Raw genomic sequence first — 15902 nt, forward strand, 5'->3', positions numbered from 1 at the left:
AATATCTCTGTACCACCGGCTGTCTGGACATATCGGTCACCCGCTGCGTCCGCGTCCACATTGTGTTCGACTACAGGGATGGCCATTACGGAGAAGCCGGACACCGGCGAGAACGGACTCGGTACCAGCCTGAAACCACGGCACGTGACGATGATTTCGATAGCCGGAGTCATCGGCGCGGGATTGTTCGTGGGTTCGGCCAACGCCATCGCCACGGCAGGCCCGGCAGTGCTGCTGGCGTACCTGTTCGCGGGCACGCTCGTGATCTTGGTGATGCGCATGCTGGGGGAGATGGCAACGGCCAATCCCGACACCGGCTCGTTCTCCACGTATGCCACACGCGCGCTCGGGCATTGGGCCGGATTCTCGGTCGGATGGCTCTACTGGTGGTTCTGGGTGTTGGTGATCCCGGTCGAAGCCACCGCGGCTGCTTCCATTCTCACCAACTGGCTCGGCGGAGCCCAGTGGATGTGGGCACTGCTCATCGTCATCGCCCTCACCGCGACCAACCTGATCAGCGTCGGCAACTACGGCGAATTCGAGTTCTGGTTCGCCCTGGTGAAGGTCGTGGCGATCATCGCGTTCATAGGCCTCGGCATCGCCGCCATCCTGGGGTGGCTACCCGATTCGGAAGTCAGTGGTGTGGACCAACTCTGGGCCTCGGGCGGATTCATGCCCCTCGGGTTCGGTGCGGTGATCGCGGCCATGCTGACGACGATGTTCTCGTTCATGGGCTCGGAAATCGTCACCATCGCCGCTGCCGAATCCAAGGACCCGGCAAAGGGAATCACCCGCGCCACCAACTCGGTCATCTGGCGAATCTCGATCTTCTACTTCGGTTCCATCTTCGTCATCGTCGCGCTGGTGCCCTGGAACGAACTGGATCCCAATACGGGCTCGTACCAATTCGTACTGTCCAAGATGGGAATCCCGCACGCCGAGACCATCATGGACATCGTCATCCTGACTGCCGTCGCGTCGTGCCTGAACTCTGCGCTCTACACCGCGTCGCGCATGCTGTATTCGCTCGGCGATCGAGGTGACGCACCCCGGGCGGTCAAGAAGATCACCACGAACGGGGTGCCGTGGGTCGCGGTGATCGCCTCGATGGTGCTCGGGTTCCTCGCCGTCATCGGAAACTACATCCTGCCCGAGAAACTCTTCACCTACCTGCTGGCGACCACCGGGGCCGTCGCGCTCTTCGTCTACCTCGCCATCGCCAGCAGCCAGCTGGTGCTGCGGCGTCAACTCGACCGCGACGACGAACGCCCTGCCGTTCGGATGTGGCTGTACCCGTGGTTGACCTACCTGGCCATCGGGTTCATCGTGTTCGTCCTGGTGATGATGGTGGTGCGGCCGGAGCAGCGGTCGTCGATTCTGCTCTCGGCCGTCCTCGCCGCAGTGACCGTGATCGGCGGAATCCTGGTGCAACGCCGAAATACGCGGCGCGACACTGTCGCCGCCCGCGCATCGGAGTGAGTGCAACTAGACCCCCGCGTACACCTGCCGGTACAGATCGACGATCTGTTCGGTGGTCGGCACGACCGGATTGTTTCCCGGGCTGCCCGACGCGAGTGCCTGCTCGGCCATGAGTGGCAGCAGCTCGTCCCACTTGGCCTTGTCGATACCGAAGGTCTCCGGAGTCGGAACCTCCACCTCACGACACAGTGTGACGATCGCATCCTGCAGCTTGCCACCGGCAACCTGATCCGAATCGCTTTCCGACGCCGCGCCCAGTGCGCGTGCGCAGTCGGCGTAACGTGCCGGTGCCCCGTCGATCGAGAATGCCGTGACGGCAGGCAACAGCATGGCGTTGGACAGCCCGTGTGCAACATGGAAGTGCGCGCCGATCGGTCGACTCATGCCGTGGACCAGACAGACACTCGCATTGGAGAATGCCATGCCGGCCTGCGTCGAGGCATGCATCATCGCCTCGCGCGCCTGCCGGTCGTCGCCGTCCCGATACGCCCGCAGCAACGACGTCCCGATCGTGCGAATCGCACTGAGCGCCAAACCGTCGGAGATGGGGTTGGCCTTCTTACTGACGTACGCCTCGATGGCGTGGGTCAGTGCATCGACACCGGTATCGGCCGTCAGACGCGCAGGCATCGACATGGTCAGCTCGAAGTCGATGATCGATGCGATCGGGAGAAACGACAGCCCGGGGCACAGCATCTTCTCGTCCGAGGCGACGTCGGTGATGATGGTGAACTGAGTTGCCTCCGAACCACTTCCGGCCGTGGTGGGGATGGCGATGATCGGTAGGGCCGGGCCGGTCGACAGCACGGGAGCCTTGAAGTCCCGCATCGTGCCGCCCTGCACCGCGAGAATGGCCAACGCCTTGGCCGTGTCCATCGGACTGCCACCGCCGAAGCCGATGATCGAATCGGCCGAATGCTGCTGCACCGCTTCGAGACCGGCGACCAACGAATCGGTCGTCGGATCCGGAACGGTGCCCGAGAACAATGCAGGCGTCTTACCGGCCTCGGCCATGATCTTCATCAAACGATCCGCCGAGCCGTTGCCGGCCATGAACGCATCGGTGACGAGCAACGGCCGAGACACGTCGAGGTCGGTCAGAACGGTCCCCAGCTCCTCGACGGCACCGCCGCCCAGCTTGAGAAACCGAGGAAACGAAATATTGGCAACCATGGTGTGCTCCTTCGCGGTGTCTTCGGAACTCAGCTGTTTTCGGGGAAGCCGAGGTTGATGCCGCCGTGGCTGGGGTCGAGCCAGCGACTTGTGACAGCTTTGCCGCGGGTGAAGAAGTGGACACCCTCGGTGCCGTGTGCGTGGCTGTCGCCGAAGAGGGAGTTCTTCCACCCGCCGAAGCTGTAGTACGCCATGGGAACCGGGATCGGCACGTTGATGCCGACCATGCCGACCTCGACCTCGTTCTGGAAGCGTCGGGCCGCCCCACCATCGTTGGTGAAGATGGCGGTGCCATTGCCGTACGGGTTCTCGTTGATCAGTCGAAGGGCGTCGTCGTAGGTCTCGACGCGGACGACCGAGAGGACCGGTCCGAAGATCTCGTCGGTGTAGACGCTCATGTCGGGCGTCACGTTGTCGATGAGGGTGGGCCCGAGCCAGAATCCGTCGGTGCCGCCGTCGGGCTGGACGGTACGTCCGTCGACGACGAGGGTGGCCCCGTCTGCTTCGCCTGCATCGACGTACGAGGCGACCTTGTCACGGTGGGCCTTGGTGACGAGCGGTCCCATGTCTGCCCCGCGGGTTCCGTCACCGGTGACCAGCGGAGTGGTGCGCTCGGCGATCTTGGCCACGAGTTCGTCGGCGATGTTCCCGACAGCGACGAGTGCGGAGATGGCCATGCACCGTTCGCCTGCGGAGCCGAAACCGGCGTTGACCATGGCGTCGGCGGCGAGGTCGAGATCTGCATCGGGGAGCACGACGGCGTGGTTCTTGGCCCCGCCGAGGGCCTGGACGCGCTTTCCGTTGGCGGTGCCGGTGGAGTAGACGTACTGGGCGATGGGGGTGGAGCCGACGAAGGAGACCGACTTGATCTTCTTGTTCTCGAGAAGCTCGTCGACGGCCACCTTGTCGCCCTGAAGGACGTTGAACACGCCGTCGGGCAGGCCCGCCTCGGCCCAGAGCCGGGCGAGCCAAATGCTGGCGCTCGGGTCCTTCTCCGAGGGCTTGAGTACCACGGTGTTGCCGGCCGCGATGGCGATGGGGAAGAACCACATCGGGACCATGGCCGGAAAGTTGAAGGGGGAGATGATCGCTACCGGTCCGAGCGGTTGACGGATGGAGTAGACGTCCACGCCGGTCGACGCGTTCTCGGTGTACCCACCCTTGAGCAGATGCGCCATGCCGCAGGCGAATTCGACGATTTCCTGGCCGCGGGAGATCTCGCCGAGTGCATCGGAGAGGACCTTCCCATGCTCGGCGGTGATGATCTCGGCGAGCTCGTTCTTCCGCGCGTTCAACAGCTCTCGGAACGAGAACAGGACAGAGGTCCGCTTGGCGAGGGAAGTATCGCGCCACGCCGGGAATGCGGCTGCGGCCGCGTCGATGACCGCGCGGGCGTCGCCGGGATCGGCCAGGGTGAGGGTGCCGGTGACCTCGCCGGTAGCGGGGTTCGCGACGGGGGCGGTCCGGTCGGAGCTACCGGAATAAGTCTTTCCATCGAGCCAGTGCGCAATGACGTCGGTCAACGTTCGATCCTTCCATCGGTGTGTCTCGAGTCTCACTTGTACGGATGCACATGTCAAAGGCCAAAACCGCAGATCGCTGTGCAGAAATGCACACCGGCGATAGTCTCGGTGGGTGTTCAACGCAGACCATCTCCGCTACTTCCTCGAAGTGTCGAGGACCGGGCGTCTGACCGACGCCTCGCACACTCTCGGTGTGGACCACACCACCGTCGGTCGGCGCATCACGGCGCTCGAGAAATCGGCCGGGCAGCGCCTGTTCGACAGAACGCCGTCGGGTTGGCGACTCACCGAGGCGGGTCGACGCCTCGTCGGATATGCAGAGACCGTCGAATCGACACTCATCGCCGCCTTCGAGGATCAGACCTCCGACACCGGCTCCCTGCGAGGGACCGTGCGCATCGCGGCCCCGGACGGTTTCGGAGCGTTCGTCCTTACACCGAAGCTCGGCGTACTGCGAGACAAGCATCCGGATCTCGACATCGAACTGGTCACCGCCACCGAGCACAACTCATTGGCCACCAGGGAATTCGACATCGCCATCACGTTGGAGCGACCGTCGCCGCGATTCGTCGTCACTCGCAGATTGGCGACGTACTCCCTCGAGCTCTACGCTGCCGCACAGTATCTCGCCGCGATGCCGCCTATCGATACCGTCGACGATCTGCGAGAACACACGCTGATCTCGTACGTCGACGCGCTGCTCGACGTGGCACCGCTGCGAATCCTGGATGCGATCCTGCCGGAGGGCCGCGCGCAGATTCAGACCAACAACATCACCGGGCAGTGGATCGCGGCGAGATCCGGGGTGGGAATTGCGCCCTTGCCCAGCTACATCGGTCAGCCCGACGAGGCCCTCGCGTCGGTGTTGCCCGGCGTCGTCTCGGTCGAACGGACGTATTGGACGGTGGTTCCGCGAGAGCTGACCGGTCTGGCGCGGGTGAAGGTCGTCGACGAATTCCTCCGGTCGGTCGTGACCGACGAACAGCATCTCTTTCCTGTGCCGCAGTAACGACGGGCGAAGTGCACAGTCCGAGAGTGCCGGTGGCCGTTGACATTTGGACGTTCCGATGAGACGCGCGTCTCGTGATGACGGACACACGTGACGCCGACCTCAAAGGAGTGGGAAACGGCGAAGATAGGGGTAACAATCTGTTACAGACACATCCGCGGACGCGGATCCACTCGAGATTCTGGGGGAATCATGACACTGTTCGTAATGGCAACTGTCGGCTTCGTCGGTATGGCAATCGCACTGCTCAACGACGGTAGCGACATGAATTTCCGCGGTCGCCAGCTGGCGGGCGCGTACCGCCAACGCTGAGTCCGGCATACCGAATTCCTGCGCCGGGTGCGCAGTTGGCAAGATCCGTGGGATGTGGACACACCCCCGAGCGACCGGCTTACTGGTCGGCTACGGCCTCGATCGAGTGTTCGCAGACCCGCAACGCTGGCACCCGGTTGCAGGATTCGGCACCACGGCGCTGCGCGTCGAACACGTCCTGTATCGCGATAGTCGAGCGCTGGGCGTCGTCCACGCAGTCGCGCTGATCGGCTCGGTGACCGCACTCGGCGTCGGGTCGAGTCGGGTGGCCGGTCGGGTGGGTGCACCTGCCGAGGTCGCTCTGGTCGCGGCCGCTACCTGGGCCGCCCTGGGAGGCACGTCCCTGTCGAAGGTGGGTCGGCAGATGGCGGACCACCTCGACAACGACGACCTCGAGAGCGCACGCGCGCTGCTGCCGTCACTGTGCGGTCGGGATCCGGAACCACTCGACTCCGACGGCCTCGCACGCGCCGCACTGGAGTCCATCGCGGAGAACACGTCCGACGCGACGGTCGGAGTGCTGGTGTGGGGAGCACTGGCCGGGGTGCCGGGGATTCTGGCCTACCGAGCGAGCAACACGCTCGACGCGATGGTCGGGTACCGGTCTCCGAAATATCTGCGTTTCGGTTGGGCCGCAGCACGAATCGACGACGTTCTGAACCTGCTACCGGCTCGCGTCACCGGCGTGGCGACGGTTGTCGCAGCGCCCTCGGTGCAGGGTTCGCCCGCCCGAGCCCTGAAGATGTGGCGACGCGACGCCGCGCAGCACCCCAGCCCCAACGCAGGCGTTGCGGAGGCGTCGGCTGCCGGGGCACTGGGGCTGCAGCTCGGCGGCAGAACGCAGTATCGACACGGCGTGGAGATCAGGCCGACACTCGGTGACGGCCACGCGCCGACAGCACGCGATCTTCGTCGATCGGTCGCACTGTCGAGCCGAGTGCAGGAACTGTCTGCGGTCGCGTCAGCGATTCTTGCCGTAGCGATCGGCCAGGCGAGGATCCGACGGCGTCGTCTCGCGTGACGCCGCGCGCGCCCGTGCTCGCTTCTCGCGGCGGGTGGGCAGCGTGAATTCTTCTTCCGCGTCGGGACCGGCCTCGTCCTCGGGCTCGGTGTCCGGCTCGCCGGACATCGCGTCCGCGAGTTCGGCACGTGAATTGCGGCGTTCCCGTATCTCCGCCCGGGCGAAATACGCCAGGCCCAGCGGTGCCATGATGCCGAACGCCAGCCACTGCAGACCGTAGGACAGGTAGGGGCCTGCGTCGGTCTGCGGCAGTTCGATCAGGCCCAGACCGCCCGGCTGAGCGTCGTCGAGCTGTAGGTATCCGTCGATGGCGTCGACTCCGACCGCTGCGCCGATCTGTTCCGGATTGATGTTGTAGACCTGCAGCCGACCGTCGTCCTCGACGGGCTCGCGCGAGGTGCCTTCGGCTTGGCGTACCCGTGCGTTCAGCGTCACTTCACCGGCGGGTGCCGCCTCGAACTCCGGCGCTCTGGTTCCCTCCACCGGCAACACGTACCCGCGATTGACGAGCACGGTGGGCCCGCCGTCGATCACGAACGGGGTGATGACCTCGTAGGCGGGCTGATCACGGATGCTGCGTAGCCGCACCAGTACGTCGGAATCGGCGACATAGGACCCGGGCGCGATGACCCGACGCCACTCGTCCTCGGCCGGAAATCCGTTTGCGGTGAGAACATCGGAGATCGGCACCGGATCCGCGTCGACGGAGCGGGTGATCAGATCGTTGCGCTCGGACGTCGAGGTGTTCTTCCCCAACTGCCACGGAGCGAGCACGCTGAAACACAGGAACGCGAAGGCCAGCACCACCGCAGCCAGCACCAACCATTTGGGTCGCAGCAAGAACGCTAACTTTCGCACTCCACCACGGTAGCCGGGTCAGTGAGAGAGTCGAGACCGTGCCCAGTCCAGCATGCCGGGAACGGCACTTTCGATCTGCTCGCGCACCTCGGTGAACGCCGAATCGGACGAGTAGTACGGATCGGCCACCGACGAGTCGTCGGCATCGGGATCGAACGACCGCAGCAGGGCGACACGGTCTGCCGGAGCGCCGAGCTGCAGCAGGGCGCGCGCATGACCGGTATCGAGCGCGACGATCAGATCCGCGGCCAGGTGATCCGGCCCGACCTGCGCCGCCTCGTGCTCGCTGTCGTATCCGTGGGCATCGAGCTCGGCGACGGTTCGTGGATCTGCGCCGTCGCCCACATGCCAACCGCCGGTCCCGGCGCTCGAGACACGCACCGCCTCGCCCAGACCGGCGTCGCGCAGATGCCCTGCGAAGACCTTCTCGGCCATCGGTGATCGGCAGATGTTGCCGGTGCACACGAAGGTCACATGCAGTGGCTCGTTCACTGCACGGCCGCCGTGTTCTGCTCCAGCACGGTGGCCAGTTCGTCCATGCTCGACGCGGTGAACGCGGCGTCGTCGCTCTCGCCGTCGACGCCGTAGCCCCACTCCACGTACACCGTGGGAATGCCGAATCGAGCGGCACCGTGCACGTCGTGATCACGATCACCGATCATGATCACCCCGGCTGTGCCGCCGTCCGCGGACTCCACCGGATCGATGCCGAGGTTGGTCAGCGAATGCGCGATCACGTCGGACTTCGCCCGTCGGGTGCCGTCGTTGCTGGCACCGCCGATGAACTCGAAGTACCGCGACAGACCGAAGTGGTCCAGAATGCGGACGGCGAATCGCTCCGACTTCGACGTCGCAACGCCGAGGCGCACGCCGCGTTCCTGCAATCGCGTCAACACCGTCTCGATGCCGTCGAACGCGGTGTTCTCGGCCCAGCCGCGCTCGTCGTAGCGTTGGAAGTACGCCGCCAGTGCGCGCTGCGCTGCATCCTCGTCCAGGCCGAGCCCGCGCAACGTGTCGATCAGAGGTGGTCCGACGACCATCGACAGCTGTTCCTCGGTCGGTTCGGGAGCCTCGACCGACGCCAACGCATGACGAAAACCGGCATGAATTCCCGGTGCGGAATCGGTCAACGTCCCATCGAGATCGAACAGGACAACGGACGCGGGAGCATCGACAGACATGGTCGAAGCCTATCGGTGCGGGCCGTTCGGTGACGGCGCGGCTACGCTCGTCGCGATGTCCGACACAGCTGCCGATCCCGATGCGCTACTCCGTCACCACGGCGACGTCGAGGTCGATTCCGGCTTCGTCGACTTCGCCGTCAACGTGCGCGGTGACGGACCGCCGGCATGGCTTCGCGATCGGCTGGCCGCGGCACTGAGTTCGTTGGGTTCGTACCCGAGCACGGCCGCCGACAAGGCCGCACGAGAACAGGTGGCCGAACACCACGGCCGCTCACCGGACGAGGTGCTGCTGCTCAGCGGCGGGGCCGAGGGGTTCTCGATGCTGCCGCGGCTCGAGCCCCAGCTGGTGGCGACGATCCACCCGTCGTTCACCGAGCCCGACTGGGTGCTGGAGCAGGCGGGCATTCCGGTGCACCGAGTGATCCTGCCGCCGCCCTTCGAGCTCGATCCGACGCTCGTGCCCGATGCCGCCGACATGGTGATCCTCGGCAACCCGACCAACCCCACCTCGGTTCTGCATCCCCGTGAGGCGGTATTGAGTCTGCGCGGATCCGGACGCACGCTGGTGATCGACGAGGCCTTCGCCGACGCAGTTCTCGGGTCGGGGGAATCGGTCGCCTCACAGAGCCTTCCCGACGTGCTGGTCCTGCGGAGCCTGACGAAGACGTGGGCGCTGGCGGGATTGCGATGCGGGTATGCGCTGGGCCACCCCGACGTCCTGGCACGGCTGCAGTACGGCCGCGCGCACTGGCCTCTGGGGAGTCTGCAGCTCGAAGCGATCCGCGCCTGCACCGAACCGTTCGCCGTCGATCGGGCACGCGCCGAGTCCGAGCGAATCCACCGCGAACGCACCGCGATGATCCCGCGACTCGAGGCTCTGGGCCTTCTTGTCGCAGGCCCGGCTCGCGCCCCGTTCCTGCTGCTGCGCGTCGACGGAGCCGATTCGGTTCGAGAACGCCTGCGCACGATGGGTATCGCGGTCCGGCGCGCAGACACGTTCCCGGGGCTCGACCGTCACCACCTGCGCGTCGCGGTACGGGACTCGCAGCAGGTCGACATACTGGTGGACGCGTTGAACACCGTTCTGTGAGGAGAGCATCGACCATGGCAGTGACACTGGCGGACGTCATCGAGGTACTCGACGACGCGTACCCACCCCGTCTGGCGGAGAGCTGGGACTCGGTGGGCCTGGTGTGCGGAGATCCCGAAGCTGTTGTGCAGCAGGTCGTGTACACCGTCGACGTCACCGACGCCGTGGTCGACGACGCAATCGCTCGGGGTGCCGATCTCATCGTCGCCCACCATCCCTTACTGCTCAAAGGCGTCGACACCGTCGCGGCCGACACCGCGAAGGGCTCGGTGATCCATCGCCTGATCAAGGCCGACTGCGCGTTGTTCACCGCCCACACCAACGCCGACTCCGCCGATCCCGGTGTCTCCGACGCACTCGCGTCCGCCCTCGGAGTGATCGACACCAGACCGCTCGATCCCATTCCTGCTCCCGCACATGACAAGTGGGTGGTCTTCGTGCCGACCTCCGACTCCGCCGCAGTGCGACAGGCCATGTTCGACGCCGGAGCCGGACAGATCGGCGATTACAGCGAAGCCAGCTGGCAGAGCGCGGGTCTCGGCCAGTTCCGTCCGGGTCCGAACGCACACCCGACCCTCGGTGTTGCCGGAGAGGTGCACACCGAGGCGGAGGATCGAATCGAAGTCGTTGCTCCGAAAGGACTACGTGCTGAGGTGCTTTCGGCAATGCGTCGGGCACACCCGTACGAGGAGCCCGCGTTCGACGTCTTCGAATCCGCGGCTCTACCGTCGTGCACCGGCCTGGGTCGCATCGGTCGACTGCCGAATCCGATGACCCTCGCCGAATTCACCGACGTCGTTCGCGAGGCGTTGCCCACCACGACGTGGGGAGTGCGCGCCGCCGGAAACCCCGAGGCCACGGTCTCGGTGGTTGCGATGTGCGGGGGAGCGGGTGACTCGTTCCTTTCCGCGGTGGCGAGTACCGATGCCGATGTGTACGTCACCTCGGATCTGCGCCACCACCCGGTCGACGAGCATCTGCGGGCGGGTGGGCCTGCGGTGATCGACACCGCGCACTGGGCGTCGGAGTTCCCGTGGTGTGAACAGGCACGAGGCATCGTCGACGCCGCGTTCGGCGATACGGACGGCTGGAGCAGCCGCGTGACCGAGGTGTGTACCGACCCGTGGACCATCTGACTTGCGGTCGGGCAGGAGTGGAGCCTGTAGAAACGACCCTGATGGCCTCTATCCGGCTTTCTTGCTTTCGAGCAGCCGGTAGGGTGATCGGAACCAACTTCCATAGTCGCAGGAGTCATCAAGCGTGAACGTCGATCCCAAAGTCCAGGCCTCGCTGCTCGAATTGGCCGGTGTGGATACCGAACTCTCGCAGATCGCCCACCGCCGCAAGAGCCTCCCCGAGCAGCAGGAGGTGGACAAGCTCGAGACCGAGCGCACCACCCGCAAGGATGCCGCGGTGACGGTGCAGATCTCGATGGACGATCTCGACCGGGACATCCGCAAACTCGAAGGCGAGGTCGATGCGGTCCGGCAACGCGAGGCTCGCGACAAGAAGATGCTCGAGAGCGGCACCATCGCCCCCAAGCAGATGACCGAACTGCAGCACGAACTCGGCAGCCTCGAACGTCGCCAGGGCATTCTCGAGGAGGAACTGCTCGAGGTCATGGAGCAGCGCGAGGCCAGTGAGCGGGACTACGAGCACGCCGGCGCGCAGCTGACGCAGATCGAGGACGAGCTCGTCGACGCCGGTCGCCGCCGTGACGACGCCGTCGCAGACCTCGATGTCGCCGAGAAGCGCAGCGCCGAGCGCCGCGAATCGTTGGCCTCGGGATTGCCCGCGGACCTGCTGGCGCTCTACGAGAAGCAGCGAGCACTCACCGGCCGCGGTGCGGCCCTGCTGCAGGCTCGCCGTTGTGGAGCGTGTCGTATCGAACTCGATCGCAACGAGATCGCAAGCATCGCCAACAAGCCAGCGGATACTCTCATTCGTTGCTCCGAGTGCAATGCAATCCTGGTGCGCACCAAGGAATCCGGAATTTGAGTCAGGTATCGAGGGTCGTCGCCGAGGCCGACGGTGGATCGCGTGGTAACCCAGGCCCGGCCGGGTACGGCGCAGTGGTGTTCAGTGCCGATCGCTCGCAGGTTCTCGCCGAGCGTCGGGCATCGCTCGGCGTGGCCACGAACAACGTCGCCGAGTACAACGGACTGATCGCTGCTCTGAGCGCGGCCCGTGACGTCGGGGCCCGTGAGGTTGCAGTCCGCATGGACTCGAAACTCGTCGTCGAACAGATGTCCGGGCGCTGGAAAGTGAAGCATCCGGACATGATTCCGCTTCAGCGAAAAGCGGCCCAACTTGCTCGCGAATTCGATTCCGTCACCTACGAGTGGATTCCGCGCGCGCAGAACTCGCACGCCGACGCACTGGCGAACGAGGCGATGGACGCCGCGGCCGAGGGCGTGGACCTGTCGGAATTGCCCGATGCCGAGCCGGTTCCGAAGAAGACCGAGTCGCCCGGGTGGACCGGTGCCATGGGAGAACCCACCCGACTGCTGCTGTTGCGCCATGGACAGACCCCGATGTCGGTCGACCGTCGCTACTCCGGTCGCGGCAATCCGGATCTGACCGAATTGGGTCGACGTCAAGCCGATTCTGCCGCAACGGTTCTCGGCTCACGAACAGATATCGATGCCATCGTGGCCTCGCCACTGGCGCGCGCGCAACAGACCGCCTCGGCGACAGCCGACCGCTTGGGATTGCCCGTCACCACAGTCGACGGTCTCATCGAGACCGACTTCGGTGACTGGGAAGGACTGACGTTCACCGAGGCCATGGAACGTCACCCCGAGGGCCACAAGGCGTGGCGTGGCGACACCTCCGTCGCACCGCCGAACGGGGAGAGCTTCGACGCGGTGCGCGTGCGCATCGAAGCGACCCGCGACCAGTTGCTCACCGAGTACGCCGGCAAAACGCTCCTGGTGGTCACCCATGTCACCCCGATCAAGATGCTGCTGCAACTCGCACTCGACGTCGGCCCGTCGCTGCTGTATCGACTGCACCTCGACCTCGCGTCGCTGAGCATCGCGGAGTTCTACCCCGACGGCGGGGCTTCGGTGCGATTGGTGAACGACACCTCCCACTTAGCTGGACTGGCCTGATCGCTCCGCTGGTATATGGGACTCGACGTTCAACGACTATGTGGAGCTTGTGTAACTCGGCCAGTTCCAATAGTGCGTCACGTGAAGGCAAGCAAAGTTCTACAGACGTTCGTTTGTTGCAGCGGCGATCTGCCATGGTGTCACTGTCCGACACCTCGCGATCAACTACCGGACCTCGGTAGACACAGGATCGAGTAGTAGAAGGCAAGTCCTCTCCTACGATTTCTCCACGACCGCGGTGACTCGTCGAGAGTCGGGGACAATGTTCCAACGTCCCAGACTCGGACATTCGGTACAACACCCACCGACCGCACTGACCGCTTGAGTACGCCGCTGCTGCCCTGGGTGCACCGGGCCTGCTCGGGTGTGTGCGCTTCCGAGGTCTGGCTTGTCACCGGCCTCGGCCTGCCTTGACCAGCGGGATGCCGGTCTCGTGCCGGCCACCCAGGGGGATATACCCCTGCCCTCGCGCTAAGGATCGCCACGTAATGCGGGTGCCGTCCTCCGTGAGCAAACGGAAAGTTCATTTTTCAAGCGAGCCCCATGTCAGGGGCGATTTCATCCGAAAAGAAATGGGCTTTTGTGCCTACTTCGAGACGACCACGGATGCCGCAGAGCCTCGGATCTGCGGGCAAGCGATTGTGGACGACGACGACGCTCGACGAGTTCGAGCTCAAGGCCGAACTGCAGAAGGTCGAGATCCTGACCCACGCGTGCCGGGTCACCGACAAGATCGCAGAACTCAAGCGGTCGCAGCGGAGCGAACCGCTGACGGTGCTCGGATCGGCTCGGCAGCTGACGATCCACCCGTTGATTGCCGAGGTTCGCTTCCAACGCGGACTGCTCGCTCAGCTGCTCGGCAAGCTCGGCCTACCCGATACCGACGAGCAGATCGAGGCGAAGCGAGAAGCCGTCTCAGCCGTCCGTAGAGACGCCTCGAAGGCAGCGAAGTTCCAGGTGGGGCAATGACCCGCAGACGCGGCTCTCACGCCGTCTCAGGCTCGATCGAGTCGCTGCTGTCGCTGTTGCCCGAAAGGTTCTGGCTCCCGAACCCCGAGGTCGAGGACGGGCAGATGACCGGGCTCCAGCGCTACCTCTCAGACCTCGACAGCTGGCTTCGACACGAGCTGTCGCTGCCCGATGCCGGCGCGCCCAGGTCGAGGGGTGCTGGCGCACCACCCACGTTCGAGTTGATGAACGAGCTCGGAATACCTGTAGCCGAATGGTTCTCGATCGTCCTGCACGACCCGAGCCCATCCGGCCCGACAGGCAAAGCGCGCTGCCGAAGAGAGATTGCAACGTCAGGAGAACCGCATGACCACACCCGGAAGCAGCCGCCCACAGGGCGCATTCACGATCAGCTCCAACTTCGGCCAGGACTACGACGAAGACACCGTCTACGAAGGGATCACCGGTAAGACCCGGAGGGATCTCGGAGCAGCAGTAGAGGGCTTCGACGAGTTCAAGCTCGGGACGTACAACACCGCAGCGGATCTGGCGAACCTCCAGGGTCGTACCCAGCGTCTCGAAGGCGTCGTGGGATACGCCTACTCGTATTTGTCCGGTGGGTTGCATACCGGAAACCAGGACCTTTTCATCCCGTGCGATCGGCCGGTCGGTCCCTCCGTAGGAGTGACCGTTGCCGACAACAGATTCACGATGAACTCGCGTGGCCTGTGGGTGGCAAACGACCAGCTCGGGTTCGAGCCGGGAGGCGGTCTTGTGCAGAACAACTACGTCAACGTCCAGATCCGCATTTATGCACCGGACGGATCGTTGTTCGCGCATCGGATCTCCGAGTCGACGGAGTGCTCGGCACACACTCGAACGGTTCAGATGCCGTTCGTCGTGACCTCTGCGGGGTACCGGTGCGAGATGTGGGGTTGGGTCGGCCTGATCCGAGGGATCAAGGGCGGCTCGGGATGGACAGGCTTGTCCCTGCGGAGGATCAGCACCGAGACCGAATGATCGGGGTTACACCCGTACCCAGCCTGCTTCGGTCTGTTGATACTCCGCCACGATTCCCGGATGGTCGAAGGGGACAGTGACAAAGGGTGCCTCTTTGCTTTGCGTCACGGTCTTCGTAATTCGCTTCCCATCAATAACGAAGTCCAGCTCTAGGTACCAGGAGAGTGCCTCTGATCCGACGCTGGCGTACACGTGAAACGACTCCGCACGCGATGGCTCGATCTGATACTGGAGTGGGATTGGCTCTGTTGGCTCGAAGGGCGCGGAGTAAGGGATACAGAGCAGTTCACCGTTTTCGAGATTAATTTCCAAGCGATCCGACTCGATTGGACCTCCCGAGGGGTGGACAACCGACACACCGCGCAAGTTGCCGATGACGGTTGAGACCGCACGCCCACCGACCAGCACGACGTTGTGGTCTCCAACGCACTGGATAACAAGCTCGAAGGCTGTCATATGCAAAGGCGCGCCGTGGTTTGCGTTGACCCAGCTGCGGTAGGAACACCCGTAAGCATCGCGAGAGGTGCTCCCGTGGAGGTCATGTTTCAGCTCGGAGGGGTGCGAAACATCGGGAAAAAAATAGTTGGCAAGGCGACTATAGGGCGGGTCGCCAACTAGCGTCACGGACACACGCGATGACCGTAAGCGCCCGCCGAAAAGCCTATCGGCCGCCGCCCCGATCAGGACCAACAGGACTTCCATCACCAGCAAAACGCCCTTCGTGCTAATGCAAGATTTATGCGCCACAGTGTAATTGGCGCACATCTTGCATTGAGAGCAGCGACAGGATTGCACCCCGAGCCTGCGCTCGAGGTGCAATCACCGCTCTACCTTTTGGCCGGTTTGACCGTGATCCGACGGATCGGACCCGGAACCTTCACGGTCTTCTTTTCACCAGGCCGGATGGTGATGCGCCGCGTTGCCAACGCCCTCAGCCCTTCGAGGAGGTTGGGTCGTTGCCGGGAGCAACAGTGTCGGCGGCGCGAATCTGCCCCTGCACGTTGTGAGTGACCAGTTCGCCACCTCCAGCGTTGTGCAGAATGCGGCGTGCCGCAGCCTGCGCTTCGGCCTGGGTGTCGGTGTGGACACTGGCTCGCTTCGCGCCCGGGGCCTTTACGTCCCAGCCACTCTGCGGATTTGGCACGATGTGCCGTCGGTTAGGTGCCATGAGG

Annotated in this window: 16 protein-coding genes; 9 read left to right on the forward strand and 7 right to left on the reverse strand. The window is 64.5% G+C overall.

Going from position 1 to position 15902, the window contains the following annotated elements:
- Nucleotides 1-78: 78 nt before the first annotated feature.
- Nucleotides 79-1479: an amino acid permease gene (locus CH295_RS19955; RefSeq protein ID WP_052047845.1), complete on the forward strand. Its 1401-nt coding sequence runs from the start codon at nt 79-81 to the stop codon at nt 1477-1479.
- 6 nt (nt 1480-1485) lie between these two features.
- Here the strand turns inward: CH295_RS19955 and CH295_RS19960 are convergent, their stop codons facing one another.
- Nucleotides 1486-2652, reverse strand: a complete 1167-nt coding sequence (locus CH295_RS19960) for an iron-containing alcohol dehydrogenase (protein WP_094741723.1) — start codon at nt 2650-2652, stop codon at nt 1486-1488.
- Between the two features lie 29 nt (nt 2653-2681).
- Nucleotides 2682-4175 (reverse strand): CoA-acylating methylmalonate-semialdehyde dehydrogenase, encoded by a 1494-nt coding sequence (locus tag CH295_RS19965; protein WP_094741724.1) that lies wholly within the window; start codon nt 4173-4175, stop codon nt 2682-2684.
- A 112-nt stretch (nt 4176-4287) separates the two neighbouring features.
- On the opposite strand from CH295_RS19965, the gene CH295_RS19970 reads away from it, so the two are divergent.
- Nucleotides 4288-5184 (forward strand): LysR family transcriptional regulator, encoded by an 897-nt coding sequence (locus CH295_RS19970; RefSeq protein ID WP_094741725.1) that lies wholly within the window; start codon nt 4288-4290, stop codon nt 5182-5184.
- Between the two features lie 364 nt (nt 5185-5548).
- Entirely contained in the window at nt 5549-6517 is a 969-nt protein-coding gene (locus CH295_RS19975) for a cobalamin biosynthesis protein (RefSeq protein WP_094741726.1), read from the forward strand.
- Here CH295_RS19975 and CH295_RS19980 read toward each other — a convergent pair.
- From CH295_RS19980 to CH295_RS19990, 3 genes are read right to left on the reverse strand one after another with little or no spacing between them, the layout of a single operon-like run.
- Complete coding sequence (locus tag CH295_RS19980; RefSeq protein ID WP_094741727.1) at nt 6458-7375, reverse strand: SURF1 family cytochrome oxidase biogenesis protein; 918 nt, start codon at nt 7373-7375, stop codon at nt 6458-6460. The genes CH295_RS19975 and CH295_RS19980 overlap by 60 nt on opposite strands.
- Nucleotides 7376-7393: 18 nt before the next feature.
- Nucleotides 7394-7867 carry a low molecular weight protein-tyrosine-phosphatase gene (locus CH295_RS19985; protein WP_170945988.1) on the reverse strand — a complete coding sequence of 158 codons (474 nt, stop codon included), beginning with the start codon at nt 7865-7867 and terminating at the stop codon, nt 7394-7396.
- Nucleotides 7864-8556, reverse strand: a complete 693-nt coding sequence (locus CH295_RS19990) for an HAD-IA family hydrolase (protein WP_037192952.1) — start codon at nt 8554-8556, stop codon at nt 7864-7866. Before CH295_RS19990 ends, CH295_RS19985 begins: the two co-directional genes overlap by 4 nt.
- A 55-nt stretch (nt 8557-8611) precedes the next feature.
- On the opposite strand from CH295_RS19990, the gene cobC reads away from it, so the two are divergent.
- The 6 genes from cobC (at nt 8612) to CH295_RS20020 (ending at nt 14730) form a co-directional block, all read left to right on the forward strand.
- A complete protein-coding gene (gene cobC / locus CH295_RS19995; RefSeq protein ID WP_094741848.1) occupies nt 8612-9649 on the forward strand; it encodes an Rv2231c family histidinol phosphate aminotransferase CobC in 1038 nt (345 codons plus the stop codon).
- A 14-nt stretch (nt 9650-9663) separates the two neighbouring features.
- The gene (locus CH295_RS20000) at nt 9664-10785 is read left to right on the forward strand and encodes a Nif3-like dinuclear metal center hexameric protein (RefSeq protein WP_094741728.1); all 1122 of its coding nucleotides are present in this window, start codon (nt 9664-9666) and stop codon (nt 10783-10785) included.
- Between the two features lie 124 nt (nt 10786-10909).
- Entirely contained in the window at nt 10910-11647 is a 738-nt protein-coding gene (locus tag CH295_RS20005) for a zinc ribbon domain-containing protein (protein WP_094635483.1), read from the forward strand.
- Nucleotides 11644-12762: a bifunctional RNase H/acid phosphatase gene (locus CH295_RS20010; RefSeq protein WP_094741729.1), complete on the forward strand. Its 1119-nt coding sequence runs from the start codon at nt 11644-11646 to the stop codon at nt 12760-12762. The genes CH295_RS20005 and CH295_RS20010 overlap by 4 nt, the downstream gene beginning before the upstream one ends.
- Nucleotides 12763-13368: 606 nt before the next feature.
- Entirely contained in the window at nt 13369-13731 is a 363-nt protein-coding gene (locus CH295_RS20015) for a hypothetical protein (RefSeq protein WP_212556194.1), read from the forward strand.
- A gap of 345 nt (nt 13732-14076) precedes the next feature.
- On the forward strand, nt 14077-14730 hold the full coding sequence (locus CH295_RS20020) for a hypothetical protein (protein WP_094741730.1): 654 nt from the start codon (nt 14077-14079) through the stop codon (nt 14728-14730).
- Nucleotides 14731-14736: 6 nt separating this feature from the next.
- Here CH295_RS20020 and CH295_RS20025 read toward each other — a convergent pair whose 3' ends face one another.
- Nucleotides 14737-15360: a hypothetical protein gene (locus tag CH295_RS20025; protein ID WP_141217064.1), complete on the reverse strand. Its 624-nt coding sequence runs from the start codon at nt 15358-15360 to the stop codon at nt 14737-14739.
- Nucleotides 15361-15661: 301 nt separating this feature from the next.
- Entirely contained in the window at nt 15662-15898 is a 237-nt protein-coding gene (locus tag CH295_RS20030; RefSeq protein WP_094741732.1) for a DUF2188 domain-containing protein, read from the reverse strand.
- Nucleotides 15899-15902 lie beyond the last annotated feature (4 nt).

This window comes from Rhodococcus sp. 14-2483-1-2 (assembly GCF_002259405.1).
GTDB lineage: Bacteria > Actinomycetota > Actinomycetes > Mycobacteriales > Mycobacteriaceae > Rhodococcoides.

Excerpts from the sequence above, each read along its gene's own strand:
- CH295_RS19955 (WP_052047845.1), top strand. The coding sequence starts at position 79 with ATGGCCATTACGGAGAAGCCGGACACCGGCGAGAACGGACTCGGTACC.
- CH295_RS20000 (WP_094741728.1), top strand. The coding sequence starts at position 9,664 with ATGGCAGTGACACTGGCGGACGTCATCGAGGTACTCGACGACGCGTAC.
- CH295_RS19990 (WP_037192952.1), bottom strand. The coding sequence starts at position 8,556 with ATGTCTGTCGATGCTCCCGCGTCCGTTGTCCTGTTCGATCTCGATGGG.
- CH295_RS20030 (WP_094741732.1), bottom strand. The coding sequence starts at position 15,898 with ATGGCACCTAACCGACGGCACATCGTGCCAAATCCGCAGAGTGGCTGG.
- CH295_RS19975 (WP_094741726.1), top strand. The coding sequence starts at position 5,549 with ATGTGGACACACCCCCGAGCGACCGGCTTACTGGTCGGCTACGGCCTC.
- cobC (WP_094741848.1), top strand. The coding sequence starts at position 8,612 with ATGTCCGACACAGCTGCCGATCCCGATGCGCTACTCCGTCACCACGGC.
- CH295_RS19960 (WP_094741723.1), bottom strand. The coding sequence starts at position 2,652 with ATGGTTGCCAATATTTCGTTTCCTCGGTTTCTCAAGCTGGGCGGCGGT.
- CH295_RS20020 (WP_094741730.1), top strand. The coding sequence starts at position 14,077 with ATGACCACACCCGGAAGCAGCCGCCCACAGGGCGCATTCACGATCAGC.
- CH295_RS20015 (WP_212556194.1), top strand. The coding sequence starts at position 13,369 with ATGCCGCAGAGCCTCGGATCTGCGGGCAAGCGATTGTGGACGACGACG.